Source organism: Lysobacter capsici, assembly GCF_018732085.1.
Taxonomy (GTDB): Bacteria; Pseudomonadota; Gammaproteobacteria; order Xanthomonadales; family Xanthomonadaceae; genus Lysobacter; species Lysobacter capsici_A.
Genome location: NZ_CP076103.1, coordinates 3,933,287 through 3,954,975, shown reverse-complemented (window position 1 = coordinate 3,954,975; position 21,689 = coordinate 3,933,287). Strand labels below are relative to the sequence as shown.

Sequence of the window (21,689 nt, the reverse complement as noted above, 5' to 3'; positions counted from 1 at the left end):
AACCCATCGTCATTTCGCCGCGATGCCGCCGTCCACCGGCAAGGTCACGCCGGTGACGCCGTAGGCTTCGTCCGAACACAGCCACAAGGTGGCGTTGGCGATCTCTTCGGGTTCGGACATGCGCTGCATCGGCGACTGTCCGGCCAGGAAGGATTTCATTTCATCGCTCAGGAAGGCCTTGGTCGCTTCGGTGGCCACCGCCGCCGGAGCCACCACGTTCACCCGGATATGGTTTTTCGCATACATCACCGCCGCCCATTTGCTCATGTGGATCATGCCGGCCTTGGCGGTGCTGTACGACAGGCTGGTGAAGTCGACATCGACGATCAGCCCGGCGATCGAGCCGGTGTTGACGATGGCGCCGCCGCCTTGTTTGAGCATTTGCCGGATCTGGTACTTCATGCCCAGGAATACGCCGCTCAGGTTCAGCGCGATGTTCTTGTCCCAGCCTTCTTCGAGGGTGTCATGGACGCCGGTGCCCAGTTCGTCGGGCGCCAGGATGCCGCCGGCGTTGTTGACCGCGACGTCGAGTCGGCCATGACGTTGGGCGATGTCGGCGACCAGGCGTTCGCACTGGCCCGGGTCGGTCACGTCGGATTGGACGAACTGCGCCTGCCAGCCTTGTTCGCGCAACTGCGCTTCGAACGCGGGGCCGTGATCGGCCGACAGGTCGGTGAACACCACGCTCGCGCCTTCGCGCGCGAACGCGGTCGAGGTGATCTTGCCGATGCCGGTGGCACCGCCGGTGACCAGCACGATCTTGTTTTCGTAACGTTTGCGGCTCGCGGTCATGGATCGCGCCTTGGAAGAGTGGGCGAAGCGGGGAAGGGTGGGGAGTGCGGGCGTGCCGGCAACGACGCGGCAGCGGCCATGGTGAGCGGCGAGTATTGCGCCCGCATGGCGCGGCTGAACGCGGTCTGCGTCACGTCGGCCGACGCGCGCGCAGGGCGCTTGGCGCGGATGCGCGCGCGGTCGGGTTCATTCCGTGATGCGGGCCGCCAGGGCGGCGTCGGCGCCGGTTCGCGCGCTACTCATCGCCACCCGCAGCCTGTACGCTTTGCTGCGGTCGCAACATTTCCGGTCCGGCGCCCGTGCGGCGACCGTCCCGGCAATGCCGCCGCGACCGCGACCCGATACGATCGGGCCTGGCCCCGCCGCGCGAGCGCGCGCCGGCCCAGCCCGCACCGGACACGTGTTTTGAACGGAGTGAATGCATGAGCACTGCCCCGCTTTCGGGTGAAATCGCCTTGGTCACCGGCGCCAGCCGCGGCATCGGCGCCGCCATCGCCGACGAGCTGGCCGCGCAGGGCGCGACCGTCGTCGGCACCGCGACCAGCGAGGCCGGCGCGAAGGCGATCGGCGAGCGCCTGGCCGCCCACGGCGGCCACGGCCGGGTGGTCGATGTCGCCGACGCGGCCTCGATCGAGGCGCTGATCGACGGCGTCGGCAAGGACATCGGCGCGATCTCGATCCTGGTCAACAACGCCGGCATCACCCGCGACAACCTGCTGATGCGGATGAAGGACGAGGACTGGCAGGCCATCCTCGACACCAACCTGAGCAGCGTCTACCGCACCAGCAAGGCGGTGATGCGCGCGATGATGAAGGCGCGCAAGGGCCGCATCATCAACATCGCTTCGGTCGTGGGCGTGACCGGCAACGCCGGCCAGGCCAACTACGCCGCGGCCAAGGCCGGCGTGATCGCCTTCAGCAAATCGATGGCGCGCGAGATCGGCAGCCGCGGGGTGACCGTGAACGTGGTCGCGCCCGGCTTCATCGACACCGACATGACCCGCGACCTCCCCGAGGACGCGAAGAAGGCCATGTTCGAACAGATCGCGCTGGGTCGCTTCGGCGAACCGGCCGACATCGCCCGCGCCGTGGCGTTCCTGGCCAGCCCAGGGGCGGCCTACATCACCGGCGAAACCCTCCACGTCAACGGTGGCATGTACATGCCGTAAGCCCTTGACGTAGGCTAGTAAGCGATTGAACCCAAAGGGGTTTCGTCGAAACCGGGGGCCGGTCTCGCGAAACCGCTCGATTCCATTAGACTATTCCATCGAAAACCCCTCACGGGAGGAGCAGCATCCATGAGCAGCATCGAAGAACGCGTCAAGAAAATCGTGGTCGAACAGCTCGGCGTCAAGGAAGACGAAGTCACCAACAACGCTTCGTTCGTCGACGATCTCGGCGCGGATTCGCTCGACACCGTCGAGCTGGTGATGGCGCTCGAAGAAGAGTTCGAGTGCGAGATTCCGGATGAAGAAGCCGAGAAGATCACCTCGGTGCAGCAGGCGATCGACTACGTCAAGGCGCACGTCAAGTCGTAACGCGCCTGGCGCTGGCCGCATGCGTCACGACGCCTGCGGCAAGCGCGCAGCACGCATTATCAAGTGACAACTCGGGGCCGCATTGCGGCCCCGTGCTTTTCCGGCCGGTCAATACGCCGGCGTAGCGTCCGCAGACGGAATCAACAGAGGCAGCGTTGCATGTCCAACCGTACCTTCAACCGCCGCGTGGTCGTCACCGGCCTCGGTCTCGTTTCCCCGCTCGGCAACGACGTTGTCAGCAGTTGGGACGGCATCGTCAATGGTCGCTCCGGCATCGGTCCGATCACCCATTTCGATCCGGCCTTGTTCACCACCCGCATCGCCGGTGAAGTGCGCAATTTCGACATCACCAACTACGGGGTGAGCTCGAAAGACGCCAAGAAGATGGAAGAGTTCATCCACTACGGCGTGGCCGCATCGCTGATGGCGCTGCAGGATGCCGGCATCACCGTCGACGATTCCAACGCCGAGCGCATCGGCGCGCTGATCGGTTCGGGCATCGGCGGCCTGCTCGGCATCGAAGAGCAGACCATCAAGTACCACGAGGGCGGCCCGCGCAAGATCTCGCCGTTCTACGTGCCCAGCACGATCATCAACATGCTGCCCGGCCAGGTTTCGTTGCTGACCGGCATCAAGGGCCCGAATTTCTCCGCCGTCTCGGCCTGCGCCACCTCCAACCATTCCATCGGCATGGCGATGCGCATGATCCAGTACGGCGACGCCGACGTGATGGTGGCCGGCGGCGCCGAGCGCGGCTCCTCGCCGACCTCGGTCGGCGGCTTCTGCTCGATGAAGGCCATGTCCACGCGCAACGACGATCCGATCCACGCCTCGCGGCCGTGGGACAAGGAACGCGACGGTTTCGTGCTCGGCGACGGCGCCGGCGTGCTGGTGCTGGAAGAGTACGAACGCGCCAAGGCGCGCGGCGCGCGCATCTACTGCGAACTGGCCGGTTTCGGCGCCAGTTCCGACGCGTTCCACATGACCGCGCCGAGCGAGAACGGCGAAGGCCCGGCGCGCTGCATGGTGTCCGCGCTCAAGGACGCCGGCCTCAACCCCGAGGACGTGGATTACCTCAACGCGCACGGTACCTCGACCCCGCTCGGCGATCTGGCCGAGACCCTGGCGATGAAGCGCGCGTTCGGCGACCACGCCTACAAGATGATGGTCAGCTCGACCAAGTCGATGACCGGGCACCTGCTCGGCGCGGCCGGCGGCGCCGAGGCGATCTTCTCGGTGCTGGCGCTGCATCACGACATCATCCCGCCGACCATCAACCTGGACGAGCCGGGCGAGGGGTGCGATCTGGACTACGTGCCCAACACCGCGCGTCAGGTCAAGATCGACGTGGCGATGTCGAACGGCTTCGGTTTCGGCGGCACCAACGGCACGCTGGTGTTCAAGCGGCTGTAATCCGCCCGAGCATCCGCGTCACTGCGAGGCCCGCGAAGTCCAACTTCGCGGGCCTTCGCATGTCTGCGATGCCACGATGCCCACCTGTAGGAGCGGCGCAAGCCGCGACCGCGAATCCACACCCAAGTCGAAACGCCGCCATATCTGCGAATCCCCAATCGCGGCTTGTGGCAGTACCAAATTCCCACGGCCGCCGCTCCGACAACCCCAGCCCCAACGCGTACGATGCCGCCATGCCGACCGCATCCCCGCGCCATGACTGAATTCCGCCTGTTCCGCGGCGCCGACCGCATCGACGCGCTGTCGCCCGCCGACCGCGCCTACGCCTATGGCGACGGCGTGTTCGAAACCATGCGCGCGCACCGCGGCGAGCTGCCGTGGTGGGACCGCCACTGGGCGCGGCTGCGCCACAGCGCGCCGCGCCTGGGCCTGAGCTTGCCCGACGAAGCCCAGGTCCGGGCCGAGGCGCAGGCCTTGCTAGGAGGCGAAGACGCGGTGCTGAAGCTGATCCTAAGCCGCGGCGAAGGCGGCCGCGGCTATGCGCCGCCGCCGCAGGCGATCCCGTCCTGGACGATTTCGCGCCATCCGCTGCCGCCGCCCGCGCCGCGCGAGGGCCTGACCCTGCGCTGGTGCGACCTGCGCGTGTCGCTGCAGCCGGCGCTGGCCGGGATGAAGCACTGCAATCGCCTGGAGCAGGTGCTGGCGCGCGCCGAATGGGACGATCCGAACGTGCATGAAGGCCTGTTGCTGAACGCCGACGGCGAACTGGTCGGCGCGACCGCAGCGAATGTCTTCCTGTTGCGCGCCGGGGCCTGGCTGACCCCGCCGGTAGACCGCTGCGGCGTCGCCGGCGTGTGCCGTCAGGCCCTGATCGATCTGGCCGATATCCAGGTGCGGCCGCTGAACGCCGCCGACCTCGCGCGGGCCGACGCGATTTTCCTGTGCAACGCCGTGCGCGGTATCCTGCCGGTGGCGCGGCTCGGCGAGCGGCAATGGGCGCCGCATCCGGGTCTGACCGGGTTGCGGCGCCGGCTCGGCTCAAGCCATCCCGCCTTCGCTGGGCTCGACGACTAGCGCCGCACTCGCGGCCGCCGGTCGCGGCGGCGCGCGGCGGGTTGAATCGAATGACGGAGGTTTCGTGGCAGAAAAGAAACGCAAGCGCGGCTGCGGTTGCCTGATCGTGATTGTGGTGCTGCTGGCGGCCCTGGCCGCCGCGGGCGCATGGCTGTGGCAGCGTTACGACGCCTTCGCCGTCACCCCGATGAGCGGGCTGGAGAAGGGCGAAACCTTGTTGGTCGAACGCGGCGACTCGCTGCCGACGGTGGTGCGCAAGCTGCGCGCGGCCGGGGTCGAGGTCGGCGAGCCGATGCAATGGCGCGTGCTGGCCAAGCAGCTCGGCGCGGCCGGACGGCTGCAGGTCGGCGAATACGCGCTGGAACCGGGCACCAGCCCGCGCGCGCTGCTGATCGCGATGCGCGACGGCAAGATCATCAGCTACCGCTTCACCATCGTCGACGGCTGGAACATGCGCGATCTGCGCGCGGCCCTGGCCCGCGCCACGCCGCTCAAGCAGCAGATCGGGCAGCTCGACGACAGTGCGCTGATGAAGGCGCTCGGCCATCCCGGCCAGCACCCGGAAGGCCGCTTCCTGCCGGAGACCTACCAATACACCGGCGGCGACACCGACCTGGACGTGCTCAAGCGCGCCTACGCGGCGATGGACAAGGCGGTGGCCGCGGCCTGGGCCGCGCGCGATCCCAGCAGCGTGCTCAAGAGCCCGGCCGAACTGCTGATCATGGCCTCGATCGTGGAGAAGGAAACCGGCATCCCGGCCGAGCGCGCGCAGATCGCCGGCCTGTTCGAACGCCGGCTCAAGCTCGGCATGAAACTGGAAACCGACCCGACCGTGATCTACGGCATCGGCGCGGCCTACGACGGCAACATCCGCAAGCGCGACCTGCAGACCGACACGCCGTACAACACCTACACCCGCGTCGGCCTGCCGCCGACGCCGATCGCGATGCCGGGCCTGGCCGCGCTCAAGGCCACGGCCAATCCGGCCCCGGGCGATGCGCTGTTCTTCGTCGCCTCCGGCGACGGCAGCGGCCGCAGCCTGTTCGCCGCGACCTACGCCCAGCACCAGGCCAACGTGCGCATCTACCTGCAGCGCTATCGCCAGAACCAGACCCGCGGCCAGCCCGAGGAGGGCAAGGCGGTGCTGGAGGAAGCGGCCGAAGGCAGCGATGCGCCGGCGCCCGCGCCGGCATCGCCCGGGGCGACCCGATGACGCTGCCGACCCACGCGCGCTTCGTCACCCTGGAAGGCGGCGAAGGCGCGGGCAAGTCGACCGTGCTCAGCGCCTTGCGCGCGGCGTTCGAACGCGCCGGCATCCAGGCCGTGTACACGCGCGAACCCGGCGGCACGCCGCTGGCCGAACAGATTCGCGGCCTGATGCTCGATACCCACCACGAGCCGGCCTCGCCCGAAACCGAATTGCTGCTGGCCTTCGCCGCGCGCGCCCAGCACGTGCGCGCGACGATCGTGCCGGCGCTCGAACGCGGCCAGTGGGTGGTCAGCGATCGCTTCACCGATGCCAGCTACGCGTATCAAGGCGCCGGTCGCGGCCTGGATGCGCAGTTCATCGCCGAACTCGAGCGGCGCGTGGTCGGCATCCGTCCGGCGCTGACTCTGTTGCTAGACGTACCGGTCGAGATCGGCCTGCAGCGTATGCGCGGCCGCGGCGCCGCCGACCGGATCGAAGGCGAACGCAACGATTTCTTCGAGCGCGTGCGCCAGGGCTATCGCGATCGCGCCGCGGCCGAGCCGGAACGCTTCGAACTGATCGATGCCAGCCAGCCGGCCGACGCTGTCGCCGCGCGGGCGGTCGCGCGTGTGCATGCGTTGATCGCCGCGACCCCCGAGGCCGCGCGATGAGCGCCGCCGTGTTCGCGCCTTGGCAGCGCCGTATCTACGACCAAGCCAAGGCCTCGATCGATGCCGGCCGCCTGGGCCACGGGCTGCTGTTCTGCGGCCCGGCGCAGTTGGGCAAACGCGCGGTCGCCGAGCGTCTCGCGCACGGCCTGCTGTGCCGCGACCGCGACGCCGCCGGCGAGCCCTGCGGCCGTTGCCGCAGCTGCCTGCTGCTCGCCGCTGGCACCCATCCGGATTACCAGTTGGTCAGCTTCGTGCCGAACAAGGAAGGCACCAAGCTGCGCACCGAGATCGTGATCGACCAGATCCGCAGCCTGTCCGAACGCCTGGCGCTGACGCCGCAGTACGGCGGCGCGCAGATCGCGATCATCGATCCGGCCGACGCGATCAATAACGCCGCCTGCAACGCCTTGCTCAAGACCCTGGAAGAACCGGTGCAGGGCCGCTACCTGTGGCTGGTCAGTTCGTACCCGGCGCGTCTGCCGGCGACCATCCGCAGCCGCTGCCAGCGCCTGGAGTTCCGCTTGCCGCAGCCCGACGAATCGCTGGCGTGGCTCAAGGCGCAGGGCCACAGCGAGGCCAGCGCGCGCGAAGCCTTCGATGCCGCGCGCGGCCATCCCGGCCTGGCCCACGAATGGCTGACCGGCGACGGACTCAAGCTGCGCCGCGAAGTCGCCGCCGATCTGAGCAAGCTCGCGCGCGGCGAGACCTCCGCGCCGGAAGTCGCGCAGCGCTGGGTCGGCGACGAACACGCATCGCTGCGTCTGCGACACGCGTCGGACATCGCGCTCGCGCAAGCCGCGTCCGGCTTGACCGACCCGGCGCGCGCGCGCAGTCTTGCGACTTGGTTCGATCGCGCCAACCGCACCCGCGATTTACTGCGGACCACGGTCCGCGCCGATCTGGCCGTCGTCGAATTGTTGATGGCCTGGCGCGCCGACGAAGCACGCCGCGCCGCAGGAGGAAGCAGGGCATGAACGCAACAGCGGGCGCAGCGCGGCAGGGCATCTTGTCGTTGACGATCAAGGACAAGGCGGCGCTGTACAGCGCTTACATGCCGTTCCTGAAGTACGGCGGCATCTTCGTCGCCACGCCCAAGCGCTATTTCCTCGGCGACGAAGTGTTCCTGCTGCTGACCCTGCCCGAATCCAGCGAGCGCATGCCGGTGGCCGGCAAGGTCGTCTGGGTCACCCCGACCGGCGCGCAGGGGCATCGCGCGGCCGGCATCGGCGTGCAGTTCGCCGAAACCGCCGAAGGCGATGCGGTCAAGGGCAAGATCGAGGCCTTGCTGGCCGGCACCTTGTCGGCCGAGCGGCCGACGCACACCATGTAAGACCACGGCCCGGTAGATCGGCGGTCGATCCGTTCGCAAGGAGGCGCGATGTCATCGGCGTGTGCTATTTCCCCGTGCGACAAGCGCGCCCAGGCCCGGCGCGTGGGCGACGATCTGCTGCGCCATCACGGCAAGAAGCCGTATTACAGCGTCGAGCAAGTGAAGGCCGCGAACCTGCGCAGCCAGGTGCCGACCGACGTGGTCTGCTGGTCGCATGCGCTGTTCAACACCCACGAGGATTTCGACGCGATGCATGCGGCGCTCGGCGAGGCTTGCGATTACGTGGGGATGAAGACGCAGATGCTGCAGGCGGTCAGCGTGGGCGAGGGTGGGTGGTTCGACTTCGATTTCGACCTGTCGTGGTTGGAGTTTCCGGATATCGATTGGTCGGTGTTCGATTTTTTCGATTGACGGTGGTGGTTGGGCGTGGGTTCGGATCGAGTCGTGTCGCCGTTTTGAACGCCTGACACGGTGGTTTGATTTCGATCGCCGCGATCGCGTCGTGTCCTCGAATCTTCGCGTTGCCCTCATGGCCTACCTGTAGGAGCGGCGTGAGCCGCGACCGCGCCAATACGGTAACGATGCAAGGTTCGTCGTAGTTGCATTCCCGCGGTCGCGGCTTGCGCCGCTCCTACAGGTAGGCCATGCGGGTTATGCCTCGTTTCAGTCATCGCTTCCAGAGCTGCGAGGCAAAGAACTCGCGTTAGCAAAAGCACACCCGGAGGGCGGCGCACAGGGATGTGCGCCGTGCGCCACCGAGACAGGATGTCTCGTGTGGCGCATGCCCGCGTCGGCATCGATCGTGCGGGCACTTGATTCAAAGAAAAGCGTTTTTCTTTGGTTACCTTTCTTTTGTCGCTTTAGACAAAAGAAAGTAACTCGGCCGCTTGCGGACGAAAGCTGTTGATCCTGCCTTTGGCTTGAAAGCTTGAAGCTTCAAAGCTTGAAGCAACATCAAAAGCTTCCGCCACTAAAGCGGCGGGTAACTTTCTTTTGTCCAGAGCCACAAAAGAAAGTCACCAAAGAAAAAGGCGTTCCTGTTTCGAATCAAGAGCCGCACGATCGGTGCCGACGCAGGCATGCGCCACACGGGACATCCTGTCCCGGTGGCGCACGGCGCACATCCCTGTGCGCCGCCCTCCGGGTGTGCTGTTGTTCTCGCGAGTCAGTGGCTTCGCAGCGCTGGATGAACTGCGCGGTTTCAAACTCAAGCAAGAGCCGCGTGGCCTACCTGTAGGAGCGGCGCAAGCCGCGACCGCACCATCGCGGCAACGTCGAAACCTACGCCGCAGTTGCGCTCCCGCGGTCGCGGCTTGCGCCGCTCCTACAGGCAGGCCATGCCGCTACGTTGCTCGCAACGCCGGAAAAAACGAAGAAGCCGCGCACTGCGCGGCTTCTTCGTTTGCTAACCGCGCCGAGCGCTTACTTGCGCAACGCCGCCGAATCCCAACCCGGCCGCGGCGCGAACCGATCGCCATAACGCGCCTGCAACTGCTGCAAACGCGCGAGCACGTTCTCCACCCCGGTCTCGCGCACGTACTGGATCGGACCACCACGGAACGGGGCGAAACCGGTGCCGAAGATCACGCCGGCGTCGAGCAGGTCGCCGTCGCTGACCACGCCGTCGTGCAGGCAGGCCACCGCTTCGTTGATCAACGGCAGGATCAGGCGATCTTCCAGGTCGGTCGGCGCCTTGTAGTCCTTCGGCAACTCGGGCTTCTGCGCGCGGCCGTTTTCCCACTTGTACAAACCCTGGCCGTCCTTCTTGCCGCGCTTGCCCGGCTCGACCGTGCTCAGCGCGGCCGGTACGGTCAGGCCGAGGAACGGCGCGAGTTCCGCGCCGACGCCGGCGGCGACGTCGAGGCCGACGGTGTCGATCAATTCGATCGGACCCATCGGCATGCCGAACTTGATCGCGGCCTTGTCGATCGCCGGACCCGGGATGCTTTCGGCGAAGGCATTGCCGGCTTCGAGCAGATACGGGAACAACACCCGGTTGACCAGGAAGCCCGGCGTGCCAGCGACCGGCACCGGCAGCTTGTCGATCGCCTTGCAGAACGCCGCCAGGCGCTGTTCGGTTTCCGGCGCCATCGCGTCGTGGCGGATGATCTCGACCAGCGGCATCAACGCCACCGGGTTGAAGTAATGCAGGCCGCCGAACTGGGCCGGACGGCGGATGTGTTCGCGCAGTTCGTCGAGCGGGATCGAGGAGGTGTTGGTGGTCAGCAGCGCATCGGCTTTCAGGCGCGGCTCGACCTGGTCGTACAACTCGCGCTTGGCTTCGGGTTTTTCGATGATCGCTTCGATCACCAGGTCGGCGATATCGGCGCCGGCGCCGCCCAGATCGCCTTTCAGCCGCGCGGCCACGGCCGGGCGCTTGGCGTCGTCCTTCACCTTCTTGGCGAACAATTCCCGCGCGCGTTCCAACGCGCCGTCGATGAAACGCTGCTCGCGATCGGACAAAGTGACTTCGAAGCCCTTGTAGGCCGACCACGCGGCGATGTCGCCGCCCATCACGCCGGCGCCGACCACATGCACGTTCTTGATCCCGTGCTCCTTGCCGCCCTGGCCCTTGAGCCGCTCCTGCAGGAAGAACACCCGGATCAGATTGCGCGCGGTCGGCGTGCCCGACAGCTTCACCACCGATTTGCGTTCGGCCGCGAGCTTGGCTTGGATGCCGCCGCCGGTGCGCTCCCAGGTCGAGATCAGCGCGTACGGGGCGGGGTAGTGGTCTTTCTTGGCCTTGCGCGCGACCTGCTTGACCAGCATCGGCGCGAGGATCTTGCGCGCGGGCCAGGTGTTGCTCGCCCAGCCCATGAAGCGCTGCTTGAACGGACGCTCCGCGCCGCGCAGGGCGAGGCCGGCGGCGGTGTCGACCAGCACCGCCGGTTCGGCGATCTTGTCGACCAGGCCGATCGCGCGCGCGGCCGAAGCCGACAACGTGCGGCCGGTCAGCATCATGTCGAACGCGGCCGGTGCGCCGACCAGGCGCGGCAGGCGCACGCTGCCGCCCCAGCCCGGGTAGATGCCGAGCTTCACTTCCGGCAGGCCGATGCGGGTCGACGGGTCGCTGCTGGCGACGCGGTAGCGGCAGGCCAGCGAGATTTCGGTGCCGCCGCCCATGCAGAAGCCGTGGATCGCCGCGACCGTGGGGCAGGGCAGTTCGGCCAGGCGCTGGAACACCTGCTGGCCGCGACGGATCGCGTCGCCGACCGTGCCCTTCTCGTCGAAGGTCTGGAATTCCTTGATGTCGGCGCCGGCGATGAAACCGCTGCTCTTAGCCGAGCGCAGCACCAGGCCCTTGGGCGGGTCCAGCGCGAGGCGTTCGAGCAGGCCGTCGAGTTCGATCAGCACGTCCTGGGCGAAGGTGTTGACCGGCGATCCCTCACGGTCGAAAGAAAGCACCAGTACGCCGTCCTCGCGCAATTGGGTGTGCCAGTGCCGGGCACGGAGCCCGGCAAACGCGGGGAGGCCGTCGAGGGCTGCAGTCATGCCGCACCATCCGTTCAGGTATGGAATAGGTCGCTATCATCCCGATCTTGTTTCGTCGCCGTCAAATCGGCACCGCCGAAGTGACGGCGCGACCGTATCGGGACGGCAACGCAAACGAGGGGATTGGCGACCACAATGGACCGTCCGAGCCGCCAGCGCATCGCTTATGTGACACTTGGCGGTTGCGCGAGGTCGCCGGTGGCCCCATTAATCCAGCGATTGAACTTTCCCCCGACAGGGTTGTCCCATTGTTCGGCCATGGCCGAGCTGACAGGAGTGCCGGCGCGGTATGGCCGAAAATGAGTTGTTGGACCAGGAGCTGGTCAGGCGTGTCCAGCGCGGCGACAGCACGGCCTTCGATGTATTGGTGCGCAAGTACCAGCATCGGATCACCGCGTTGATCGGGCGCTACATTCCCGACTGGAGCGAATGCCAGGACGTGGCCCAGGAAACCTTCATCCGCGCGTACCGCGCGATGGCGAATTTCCGCGGCGACGCCCAGTTCTATACGTGGTTGCACCGGATCGCCGTGAATACCGCCAAAAACTACCTGGTAGCGCAGAACCGACGGCCGCCGACCGACGATATCGACGCCGGCGACGCCGAGCAGTTCGATACCGGCATCCGTCTGCGCGACACCGACACGCCGGAACACGAACTGCTGCGGCAGGAGATCGAACGCACCGTGATGAAGGTGGTCGATTCGCTGCCGGAGGAATTGCGGGCCGCAATCACCCTGCGCGAGGTGGACGGCCTGAGCTACGAAGAGATCGCGCAGAAGATGGCTTGCCCGATCGGTACCGTGCGTTCGCGGATTTTCCGCGCCCGCGAGGCGATCGATACGGAACTTCGGCCCCTGTTGGACAACCAAGACCAGGGTAACCACCGCCCCCGGGAGCGCGCCCACTGATGACTTCGACCCCATTCCATAGCGATGCCCACCGCGACGAGCGCGAGAACCTCAGCGCCTTGTTCGACGGCGAGCTCGATGCCGACGCGGCGCGTTTCGCGCTCAAGCGGCTCGGTCACGACGTGCAATGGCGCGACACCTGCGGCCGCTGGCAGCTGTGCGGCGACCTGCTGCGCCGCCAGGCCGGCGCGGGCGTGACGCCCGGTTTCGCCGATCCGGGGTTCGCCGACCGCGTCGCCGCGGCGATCGCCGCCGATGCGGCCTTGCAGAACGTGCGCGATACCACGGCGGCTCAGGACGCCAGCATCACGCCACGTCGGGCCGCCGGTTCGCGCCGTGGCTGGATCGGTGGCGCGGCCTTGGCGGCCTCGGTCGCGGTCGCGGCCTTGTTCGTGGCGCGGCCGTTCTCCGACGAGGCCGGCGGCAACGCCGACCCGGCCCAGGTCGCGGCCCAGACCGCCACGGTGGCCTCGGCGCAGAACACCCAGCCCACGCAGCAGCCCGCCCCGCAGCCGGTCCCGGCCGAGCCGGCGCAGGCGATCGCGGCGGTGGCCGACACCGAGCCGTCGCTGACCTCGGCCGATGCGTCCGGGCTCGCCGCCGGTGCGGTCGCGGTCGCGGAAATTCCGCGTCGCCTGGCCGAGCGCCGCTCGCGCGGACAGAGCCAGCGTGCCGCATTGCGTGCCTCTGAACGCCAGGCCGAAGCGCCGGTGCAGGTTGCCGCGGCCGGCGGCGCCAGTTCGCCGGTGCTGGCCGACGCCACCCACGCCAACCCGTTCCGTCCGCAACCGCAGAACGAATCGCCGGCGGCGCGTCCGTGGCCGCGCGCGGCGCTGCCGAACTACCAGACCGCGGGCAGCGGCTACACCGCCAGTTACGGCAATTCGCCGTCGTTCTATCCCTTCGAGCCCGCCACCCAGGCCGAAGAGGCGCGAACCCGGCCGCCGGTCCAGGAACGGCCGCAGCCCTCGCCGTAAGCTGGCCCGGGCAACGTCGGCCTTGGCTGCTCCGTCAGCGCCAGGCCGACCCGCGCCGCAGCCGAATGCGTCCGGGCCGGAGCCACCGGCCCTTTCGCTCCAACCCTCCAGTGCAATGCGCGGCGATGCCGCGCAGCGGGTTCTTGTTGTCTTTTCTTAGCCTTTTCCCCGAACTCCACGTCGTATCGAGGCCGCTCCCATGACCCCATCGCCGATGAATCGCTCGTCCATCCGCACTGCGCCGGCCCGTCCGCGGCGTGCGCGCCCCCTGCAGTCGCTGGCCCTGTTCGGCGCGATCATCGCCGCGCTGCCGGTCGCCTGCACCGCGCAGCCGCCGACCACCCCGATCGCGCCGCCGCCGGCGGCGACCCCGGCCGCTCCGCTGGTCGCCGGTCTGCCGGATTTCACCAACCTGGTCCAGCGGGTCGGGCCGGCGGTGGTCAACATCAGCGCCGAAGTTACGCCCAAGCGTGAGCGCGCGACCGCCCGCGGCGGCCTGCCCGACGAAGACCAGATCCCCGAATTCTTTCGCCGCTTCTTCGGTCCCGACGGCATGCCGGGCGGCCCCGGCGGCCCGGGCCAGCAGGGCCCACGCCAGCCGCGCGGCGGCGGCCGTTCGATCGGTAGCGGCTTCCTGATTTCGCAGGACGGCTATGTGCTGACCAATCATCACGTGGTCGACGGCGCCGACACGGTCACGGTCAAGCTGACCGACCGGCGCGAGTTCAAGGCCAAGGTGATCGGCAGCGACGAGCAGTCCGACGTGGCGCTTCTCAAGATCGAGGCCAAGGGCCTGCCGTTCCTGCGCGCCGCCGCGGCCGGGCAGACCAAGGCCGGGCAATGGGTGGTCGCGATCGGCTCGCCGTTCGGCCTGGATCACTCGGTCACCGCCGGCATCGTCAGCGCGGTCGGGCGCAGCAATCCGTACGCGGATCAGCGCTACGTGCCGTTCATCCAGACCGACGTGGCGATCAACCAAGGCAATTCCGGCGGTCCGCTGCTCAATACCAGCGGCGAGGTGGTCGGCATCAACTCGCAGATCTTCTCCAACTCCGGCGGCTACATGGGCGTGAGCTTCGCCATTCCGATCGATGTGGCGATGAATTCGGCCGAACAGTTGCGCGCCAGCGGCAAGGTCAGCCGCGGCCAGCTGGGCGTGGTCGTGCAGGTGCTCGACAGCAAGGGCGCGCAGGCGCTGGGCCTGCCCGACAGCAACGGCGCGCTGGTCAATCAGGTCCTGCCGGGCGGGCCGGCCGACAAGGCCGGCATCCAGCTGGGCGACGTGATCCGCACGGTCAACGGCACCCAGATTCGCGAGTCCAGCGACTTGCCGCCGCTGATCGGCAACATGGCGCCGGGTTCCAAGGCCAAGGTCGGGCTGTTCCGCGACGGCAAGAACCTCGAGATCAACGTCGCGGTCAGCGAACTCGACACCAATGCCGCCGCGGGCCTAGCCGGCGATCCGTCGGCGCGTCCGGGCGAGAAGGCGGTCCCGCGCGCCAACGGCAATCCCTTGAACCTGATCGCCCAGGACGTCGATGCCGCCGCGCGCCAGCGCCTGGGGCTGAAGCCGGGCGAGGGCGTGGTCGTGCGCGATCCGGGCGATGCCGCCGGCGACGCGGGCGTGCGCGCAGGGGATGTGATCCTGTCGGTCGGACGCAGCCAGGTCGGCAACGTGGCCGCCCTGGACCGGGCCCTGGCCGGGGTCAAGCCCGGTCAGACCGTGATGCTGCTGATCCGTCGTGGCGCGCAGACCCAGTTCATCGCGGTCGAGGCTGCTGAGGACAAATAAGCCAGCGCGGCATCCGGCCCGGGGCGTGTGACCCGCGCCCTGGCCCGATCGATACGCTTCCAGACGTTCCATGCGACGCCCGCCGCTGCCACGGCGGGCGTCGCCGTATCCCCCGCGGCCCGTGGCTGTGCCGGAGTCCCACGCCGGCCGGGGCCTTCGCCGACCGGCGCTTCAGGTCCGTGGCGAAGATTCGCCGTCGAGGCCGGGGGCTATGCGATAATCCGCCGTTAATTTTCCTGTCCGCTCACTCATTGGAGCCGGCGAGCTTCAAGTCGCCCCGCATGCACCTGATCAGAAACTTCTCCATCATCGCCCACGTCGACCATGGCAAGTCGACGCTCGCCGACCGCATCATCCAGCTGTGCGGAGGTCTCGAAGCGCGCGAGATGGAAGCGCAAGTGCTCGACTCGAATCCGATCGAGCGCGAGCGCGGCATCACCATCAAGGCCCAGTCCGTGTCGCTGCCGTACAAGGCGAAGGACGGCAACACCTATCAGCTCAACTTCATCGACACCCCGGGCCACGTCGACTTCAGCTACGAAGTCAGCCGTTCGCTCGCCGCCTGCGAAGGCGCGCTGCTGGTGGTCGACGCGGCCCAGGGCGTGGAAGCGCAGTCGGTCGCCAACTGCTACACCGCGGTCGAGCAGGGTCTGGAAGTGGTGCCGGTGCTCAACAAGATCGACCTGCCGACCGCCGACATCGAGCGCGCCAAGGCCGAGATCGAAGCGGTGATCGGCATCGACGCCGAGGACGCGGTCGCGATCAGCGCCAAGACCGGCCTCAACGTCGATCTGGTGCTGGAAGCCATCGTCAAGCGCATTCCGCCGCCGAGGCCGCGCGACACCGACAAGCTGCAGGCGCTGATCATCGACTCGTGGTTCGACAACTACCTCGGCGTGGTCTCGCTGGTGCGGGTCATGCAGGGCGAGATCGTGCCGGGCAGCAAGATCCTGGTCATGTCGACCGGCCGCACCCATCTGGTCGACAAGGTCGGCGTGTTCACGCCCAAGCGCAAGGACCTGGCGCGGCTGGGTCCGGGCGAGGTCGGCTGGATCAACGCCTCGATCAAGGACGTGCACGGCGCGCCGGTCGGCGACACCCTGACCCTGGCCAGCGATCCGGCGGCCAAGCCGCTGCCGGGCTTCCAGGAAATGCAGCCGCGCGTGTTCGCCGGCCTGTTCCCGGTCGACGCCGAGGACTATCCGGCGCTGCGCGAAGCGCTCGACAAGCTGCGCCTCAACGACGCCGCGCTGCGCTTCGAACCGGAAAGCTCCGAGGCGATGGGCTTCGGCTTCCGCTGCGGCTTCCTGGGCATGCTGCACATGGAAATCGTGCAAGAGCGCCTGGAGCGCGAATACGACCTCAACCTGATTTCCACCGCGCCGACGGTGATCTACGAAGTGCTCAAAACCGACGGCACGGTCATCCCCATGGACAACCCGGCCAAGCTGCCGCCGGTCAACATGGTCGAGGAAATCCGCGAGCCGGTGATCCGCGCCAACATCCTGACCCCGCCCGATTACATCGGCAGCGTGATCAAGTTGTGCGAGGAAAAGCGCGGCGTGCAGATCGGCATCACCTACATGGCCAGCCAGGTGCAGATCAGCTACGAGCTGCCGATGGCCGAGGTGGTGTTGGACTTCTTCGACAAGCTCAAGTCGGTCTCGCGCGGCTATGCCTCGCTGGACTACCACTTCCTGCGTTTCCAGGAAGGCCCGTTCGTGCGCGTGGACACGCTGATCAACGGCGACAAGGTCGATGCGTTGTCGATCATCGTCCACCGCAGCCACGCCGACCGGCGCGGCCGCGAGCTGTGCGAGAAGATGAAGGACCTGATTCCGCGGCAGATGTTCGACGTCGCGATCCAGGCCGCGGTCGGCTCGCAGATCATCGCCCGCAGCACGGTCAAGGCGATGCGCAAGAACGTTTTGGCCAAATGTTATGGTGGCGACATCAGCCGCAAGAAGAAGCTCCTCGAGAAGCAGAAAGAGGGCAAGAAGCGGATGAAGCAGGTCGGCCGGGTCGAGATTCCGCAGGAAGCGTTCCTCGCGGTGTTGTCGACCGACAACAAGTAATTCGGGCGGGAATAGGGAATGGAGAATCGGGAATCGTCGACGCGTCGGCCGGTACCCGGGTTTTCTGAAGTTTTCGTCATCATCAACTAGCGCGGGACGCGGTGAGGCGGGTTCGAGGCGGGTTCAGCGGCTTTGGCCGGTTCCCGAATCGCGAATCCCGAATCCCGAATCCCGCCAATGAAGGAACAAGCATGCGTTGGTTCGAAATCGCCCTGGTCTCGCTGACCCTGATCACCGGCCTGGTCTGGCTGCTCGACAAGATGGTGCTGGCCAAGCGTCGCGCCGCGCGCGAGGGGCTGCTCGACGACGGCAAGGAGCCGGTCCTCGTCGACTACTCCAAGGCGTTCTTCCCGGTGCTGTTCGTGGTGCTGATCCTGCGCAGCTTCATCGCCGAGCCGTTCCGGATTCCGTCGAACTCGATGATGCCGACCCTGCTGACCGGCGACTTCATCCTGGTCAACAAGTTCACCTACGGCCTGCGCCTGCCGATCAGCAACCACAAGGTGCTGGCGATGGGCGAGCCCGAGCGCGGCGACGTGGTCGTGTTCCGGCCGCCGCACCATCCCGAGCAGGACTGGATCAAGCGCATCATCGGCCTGCCGGGCGACAAGGTCAGCTACCGCGACGGTCGCCTGACCGTGAACGGCGAGCCGATCATCTACGCCCCGATCGGCACCTACCAGGGCCGCGGCAACGGCACCGAGATGACCGGCTCACAGGAATTGCGCGAACAGATCGGCAAACATGTGCATCGGATCCTGCTGCGCACCGAATCGCCGCTGCTGGATCAGGGCGAGGGCGACTGGGTCGTGCCCAAGGGCGAGTATTTTGTGATGGGCGACAATCGCGACAACAGCGAAGACAGCCGATACTGGGGCTTCCTGCCGGAGCAGAACCTGCGCGGCCGGGCGTTCCTGATCTGGATGAACTTCGATGGGGGCGTGGACTTCTCGCGCATCGGCAACAGCATTCCGTAACGGCCGATCGCCGTTGCGGTGGGGACGCGGTTTGGACCTGGGCCAAATCCGGATCGGTAGTGGGATCAACTGCAGTGAGATCAACTGGGGATCGAAGGTATGAAGCGTAAGCAGAGCGGCATGACCCTATTGGGGTTCATCATCGTGCTGGGAGTGGGTGGCGTGTTTGTCTATATGGGCATGAAACTGGTGCCGATGTATTCGGAGTACTACTCGGTCAAACGCTCGCTTGCCGACCTGGCCGAAGAGCCGGGTGCCGGGCAGATGGACAGCGCCAAGGCGCGCGATCTGTTCTTCCGTCGCATGGACATGAGCTATGTCGACAGCGTCAAGCAGGAAAACTTCAAGATCAAGCGCAACGACCGCGGTTTGGAAATTACCGTGGACTACGAAGTGCGCCGTCAGCTGATCGCCAACCTGGACGTGGTCGGTCACTTCAACGCGGTGCAACAGTTGAGCTCCAAAGAAGGTGACTGATCGGATCGCCCATCGTTTCGCCAACCCCGCGCTGCTCGATCAAGCCCTGACCCACCGCAGCGCCGGGGCGCCGCACAACGAGCGGCTGGAGTTTCTCGGCGACGCGCTGGTGAATCTGATCGTGGCCGAAGCGCTGTACCAGCGCTGGCCGCAGGCCGATGAGGGCGCGCTGACCCGCGCCCGTGCCGAACTGGTCCGCGAATCGGCGCTGGCGCCGATCGCGCGCACCCTGGAGCTGGGGGCGCGCCTGACCCTCGGCCCCGGCGAAATGAAATCCGGCGGTCACCGCCGCGACTCGATCCTGGCCGACGCGCTCGAGGCCGTGGTCGCGGCGATCTACCTCGATGCCGGGTTCGAAACCTGCCGCGCGCAGGTATTGCCGTGGTTCGTGCCGGCGATGGAAGCGCTGCCGCCCGCGCACAAGGTCGGCAAGGACGCGAAGACCCGCCTGCAGGAATGGCTGCAAGGCCGGCAGAAGCCGTTGCCGGTGTATGCGCTGATCTGCGAAAGTGGCGAAGACCACGCCAAGACCTTCCGCGTCAGCTGCACCCTCAGCCAGCCGCCGATCAGCGCCGAAGGCGAGGCCGGATCGCGCCGCGCGGCCGAGCAGCTCGCGGCCGACGATGCGTTGCGGCAGCTCAAGGCGGATGATTGAGGGGCCGGGAGGAGCGGGAATCGGGAATCGGGAGTCGGGAGTCGTTCAAGCAACAGCCAAAGGCCCGCCATAAGCGGGCTTTAGCTTTTTTTGGCAATAGCTTGTGCAATAGCACCCAGGCCGCAATGCTCTTCCCGATTCCCGATTCCCGATTCCCGATTCCCGCCCCCGGAATCGTTTGCCCTGCCGTCCCCAGGGGCGGACAATCCGCGCCATGACTTCTTCTTCGTATCGCGCCGGCCACGTCGCCGTCATCGGCCGCCCCAATGTCGGCAAATCCACCCTGGTCAATGCCCTGGTCGGGGCCAAGGTCAGCATCGTCTCGCCCCGTCCGCAGACCACCCGCCACCGTCTGCTCGGCATCGCCACCTTTCCCGACGGCCAGCTGCTGCTGGTCGACACCCCCGGCATCCACCGCGAACAGAAGCGGGCCATGAACCGGATGATGAATCGCGCCGCGCGCGGTTCGATCGACGGCGTCGACGCCGCCTTGCTGGTGGTGCGCGCCGGTCAATGGGACGACGAGGACACGCTCGCGTTCGAAGCCCTGCGCAACGCCGGCGTGCCGGTGGTGCTGGTGGTCAACCAGGTCGACCGCATCACCGACAAGACCGCGCTGCTGCCGTACCTGGCCAAGGTCAGCGAAGGTCGCGATTTCGCCGCGGTGCATCCGATCTCGGCGCTCAAGAACAAGGGCCTGGACGCGCTGGTCAAGGAAGTGATGGCGCTGCTGCCCGAACAGCCGGCGCTGTACGGCGAGGACGAGATCACCGACAAGAGCCAGCGCTTCCTCGCCGGCGAGATGGTGCGCGAACAGCTGATGCGCCAGCTCGGCGAGGAACTGCCGTACGCGACCACGGTCGAGATCGAACGTTTCGTCGTCGACGGCGCGCTGCTGCGCATCGGCGCGGTGATCTGGGTCGAGCGCGACGGCCAGAAAGCGATCGTGATCGGCAAGGGCGGCGCGCGCCTGCGCGAAGTCGGCGCCAAGGCGCGCGTGCAGATGGAGCATCTGTTCGGTTCCAAGGTGTTCCTGGAAACCTGGGTGCGCGTGCGCGAAGGCTGGTCGGACGACGAGGCCGCGTTGCGCTCGCTTGGTTACCATGACTGAAACGGCGGTAGGCGCGGCGGTGCGACCTCGGTCGGCCGCGTTGGCGCTGTTGATCGCGCTGTTGTCGGTGCTGCAATGCGCGATGCCCGCCTGGGCGAACATGGGCAGGCCGTGGCGCGATGCGCGGGTAAGCGCCGAGCCGCAGGGCTTGGATACCGTGCGGATCGGCAGCGAAAGCCTGCACATCGACCTGAGCGACCTGTCCGACGAGTCGGCCGAGGCGAAGGTTTACGTCGACTATTGGCTCGACAATCCGGGCCCGGCGATCCGCCTGCGACCGGTGTTCGCCACCGGCGCGTCCGACGTCAGCCAATTCAAGGCGACGCTCGACGGCCGGGCGATCGCGGCGCGGCCGCTGGATCTGCCAGCGTTGCCGCGCAGCTGGCAACCGCCGCAAACCACCCCTTCGTTGAGCGGCGAACAGCCGTTGTCGTACGAAGTCCTGACGCCTTCGAGCCTGGCCCTGGATTTCGTGTTGCCGCCAGGACGCCACGTGTTGCGCGTGAGTTACCGTGCCGATGCGATGCAGCGCAAGGGCCATGGCCCGACCCTGCTGTACCAGTTCGCCTATGTGCTGGCGCCGGCGCGCAGTTGGGCCGGTTTCGCGAACCTGCATCTGACGGTCAGCGTGCCCGAGGGATGGCGGATCAAGACCTCGCTGTCCTTGAACGACGAGGACGTGCAGCACGCCGATACTTCCCGCGACACCTACCACGGCCGTTATCCGGGCCTGCCCGCCGATGCCATCGAGATCACCACCCAGGCCCCGCCGGGCATCGTCTACCGCGTGCTCACGGTGGCGACGGTGTTGTGTTCGATCGCGGTGGTGTTCGGCGGTGGCGTGGTCTGCGGCTGGATCGGTGGCGCGATCGCGCGGCGACTGCGCCGCGATGGCAAGCGGCGGCGCTACCGCGTGTGGCCGTATGCCCTGGCCACGGGGCTGGCGTGGGGCGTGGCGACGGCATGCGCCGGGCTGGCGATGATCTACGGGCCGGACTGTTTCCTGCCGGCCGGGCAGGCGTATCGCTACGGCTACGGACAGGCGCTGGGCAGCTTGGCGATTTGCGGGTTGTCCTTGTTCCTGATCGGGATCGGCTGGCTGGTGACGCGGATGACCGCGATGCGGCATCTGCGCGATACCGGCACCGATGCGGCTTGAGCGCGTGCGTGTACGCCATCGCGGCGACGTGGCGCGCGGGTCTCGCGCAAGCGGCTT

The 21,689-nt window shown here is 67.3% G+C and carries 20 protein-coding genes; 18 read left to right on the top strand and 2 right to left on the bottom strand.

Annotated features, from left to right (window positions below; translation table 11 throughout):
- Nucleotides 1–9 precede the first annotated feature (9 nt).
- A complete protein-coding gene (locus KME82_RS16385; RefSeq protein WP_215495001.1) occupies nt 10–792 on the bottom strand; it encodes an SDR family NAD(P)-dependent oxidoreductase in 783 nt (260 codons plus the stop codon).
- 422 nt (nt 793–1,214) lie between these two features.
- Here KME82_RS16385 and fabG point away from each other — a divergent pair, with 422 nt between their 5' ends.
- The 9 genes from fabG to KME82_RS16340 all read left to right on the top strand — a co-directional run bounded on the left by fabG (nt 1,215) and on the right by KME82_RS16340 (nt 8,418).
- Complete coding sequence (gene fabG / locus KME82_RS16380) at nt 1,215–1,961, top strand: 3-oxoacyl-ACP reductase FabG (protein ID WP_215495000.1); 747 nt, start codon at nt 1,215–1,217, stop codon at nt 1,959–1,961.
- A 129-nt stretch (nt 1,962–2,090) separates the two neighbouring features.
- A complete protein-coding gene (gene acpP, locus KME82_RS16375) occupies nt 2,091–2,330 on the top strand; it encodes an acyl carrier protein (protein WP_036111977.1) in 240 nt (79 codons plus the stop codon).
- A gap of 159 nt (nt 2,331–2,489) precedes the next feature.
- Nucleotides 2,490–3,743 (top strand): beta-ketoacyl-ACP synthase II, encoded by a 1,254-nt coding sequence (fabF, locus tag KME82_RS16370; RefSeq protein ID WP_215494999.1) that lies wholly within the window; start codon nt 2,490–2,492, stop codon nt 3,741–3,743.
- A 255-nt stretch (nt 3,744–3,998) separates the two neighbouring features.
- Nucleotides 3,999–4,817, top strand: coding sequence for an aminodeoxychorismate lyase (gene pabC / locus KME82_RS16365; protein WP_215494998.1), 819 nt, complete (start codon nt 3,999–4,001; stop codon nt 4,815–4,817).
- A 64-nt stretch (nt 4,818–4,881) separates the two neighbouring features.
- Complete coding sequence (mltG, locus tag KME82_RS16360; RefSeq protein ID WP_252255365.1) at nt 4,882–6,030, top strand: endolytic transglycosylase MltG; 1,149 nt, start codon at nt 4,882–4,884, stop codon at nt 6,028–6,030.
- Entirely contained in the window at nt 6,027–6,677 is a 651-nt protein-coding gene (gene tmk / locus KME82_RS16355; protein ID WP_215494997.1) for a dTMP kinase, read from the top strand. Before mltG ends, tmk begins: the two co-directional genes overlap by 4 nt.
- Nucleotides 6,674–7,651 (top strand): DNA polymerase III subunit delta', encoded by a 978-nt coding sequence (locus KME82_RS16350; RefSeq protein ID WP_191823369.1) that lies wholly within the window; start codon nt 6,674–6,676, stop codon nt 7,649–7,651. Before tmk ends, KME82_RS16350 begins: the two co-directional genes overlap by 4 nt.
- The gene (locus tag KME82_RS16345) at nt 7,648–8,007 is read left to right on the top strand and encodes a PilZ domain-containing protein (RefSeq protein ID WP_036111958.1); all 360 of its coding nucleotides are present in this window, start codon (nt 7,648–7,650) and stop codon (nt 8,005–8,007) included. The genes KME82_RS16350 and KME82_RS16345 overlap by 4 nt, the downstream gene beginning before the upstream one ends.
- 48 nt (nt 8,008–8,055) lie before the next feature.
- Nucleotides 8,056–8,418, top strand: coding sequence for a hypothetical protein (locus KME82_RS16340; RefSeq protein ID WP_215494996.1), 363 nt, complete (start codon nt 8,056–8,058; stop codon nt 8,416–8,418).
- A gap of 1,011 nt (nt 8,419–9,429) precedes the next feature.
- Here KME82_RS16340 and KME82_RS16335 read toward each other — a convergent pair.
- Entirely contained in the window at nt 9,430–11,499 is a 2,070-nt protein-coding gene (locus KME82_RS16335; RefSeq protein ID WP_215494995.1) for a 3-hydroxyacyl-CoA dehydrogenase NAD-binding domain-containing protein, read from the bottom strand.
- 289 nt (nt 11,500–11,788) lie between these two features.
- On the opposite strand from KME82_RS16335, the gene rpoE reads away from it, so the two are divergent.
- From rpoE to KME82_RS16290, 9 genes are all read left to right on the top strand, one after another.
- Nucleotides 11,789–12,409, top strand: a complete 621-nt coding sequence (gene rpoE, locus KME82_RS16330) for an RNA polymerase sigma factor RpoE (protein ID WP_046657182.1) — start codon at nt 11,789–11,791, stop codon at nt 12,407–12,409.
- On the top strand, nt 12,409–13,386 hold the full coding sequence (locus KME82_RS16325; RefSeq protein ID WP_215494994.1) for an RseA family anti-sigma factor: 978 nt from the start codon (nt 12,409–12,411) through the stop codon (nt 13,384–13,386). The genes rpoE and KME82_RS16325 overlap by 1 nt, the downstream gene beginning before the upstream one ends.
- A 214-nt stretch (nt 13,387–13,600) precedes the next feature.
- On the top strand, nt 13,601–15,178 hold the full coding sequence (locus KME82_RS16320; protein ID WP_215494993.1) for a Do family serine endopeptidase: 1,578 nt from the start codon (nt 13,601–13,603) through the stop codon (nt 15,176–15,178).
- Nucleotides 15,179–15,459: 281 nt separating this feature from the next.
- Nucleotides 15,460–17,253: a translation elongation factor 4 gene (gene lepA, locus KME82_RS16315; RefSeq protein WP_215494992.1), complete on the top strand. Its 1,794-nt coding sequence runs from the start codon at nt 15,460–15,462 to the stop codon at nt 17,251–17,253.
- A 191-nt stretch (nt 17,254–17,444) separates the two neighbouring features.
- Nucleotides 17,445–18,230, top strand: a complete 786-nt coding sequence (gene lepB / locus KME82_RS16310; protein ID WP_096415009.1) for a signal peptidase I — start codon at nt 17,445–17,447, stop codon at nt 18,228–18,230.
- Nucleotides 18,231–18,329: 99 nt separating this feature from the next.
- The gene (locus KME82_RS16305; protein ID WP_215494991.1) at nt 18,330–18,707 is read left to right on the top strand and encodes a DUF4845 domain-containing protein; all 378 of its coding nucleotides are present in this window, start codon (nt 18,330–18,332) and stop codon (nt 18,705–18,707) included.
- Nucleotides 18,700–19,362, top strand: a complete 663-nt coding sequence (rnc, locus tag KME82_RS16300) for a ribonuclease III (RefSeq protein ID WP_215494990.1) — start codon at nt 18,700–18,702, stop codon at nt 19,360–19,362. Before KME82_RS16305 ends, rnc begins: the two co-directional genes overlap by 8 nt.
- Before the next feature lie 214 nt (nt 19,363–19,576).
- Entirely contained in the window at nt 19,577–20,473 is an 897-nt protein-coding gene (era, locus tag KME82_RS16295; protein ID WP_036112168.1) for a GTPase Era, read from the top strand.
- 19 nt (nt 20,474–20,492) lie between these two features.
- On the top strand, nt 20,493–21,632 hold the full coding sequence (locus tag KME82_RS16290; protein WP_215494989.1) for a hypothetical protein: 1,140 nt from the start codon (nt 20,493–20,495) through the stop codon (nt 21,630–21,632).
- The last annotated feature ends 57 nt before the right edge of the window (nt 21,633–21,689 follow it).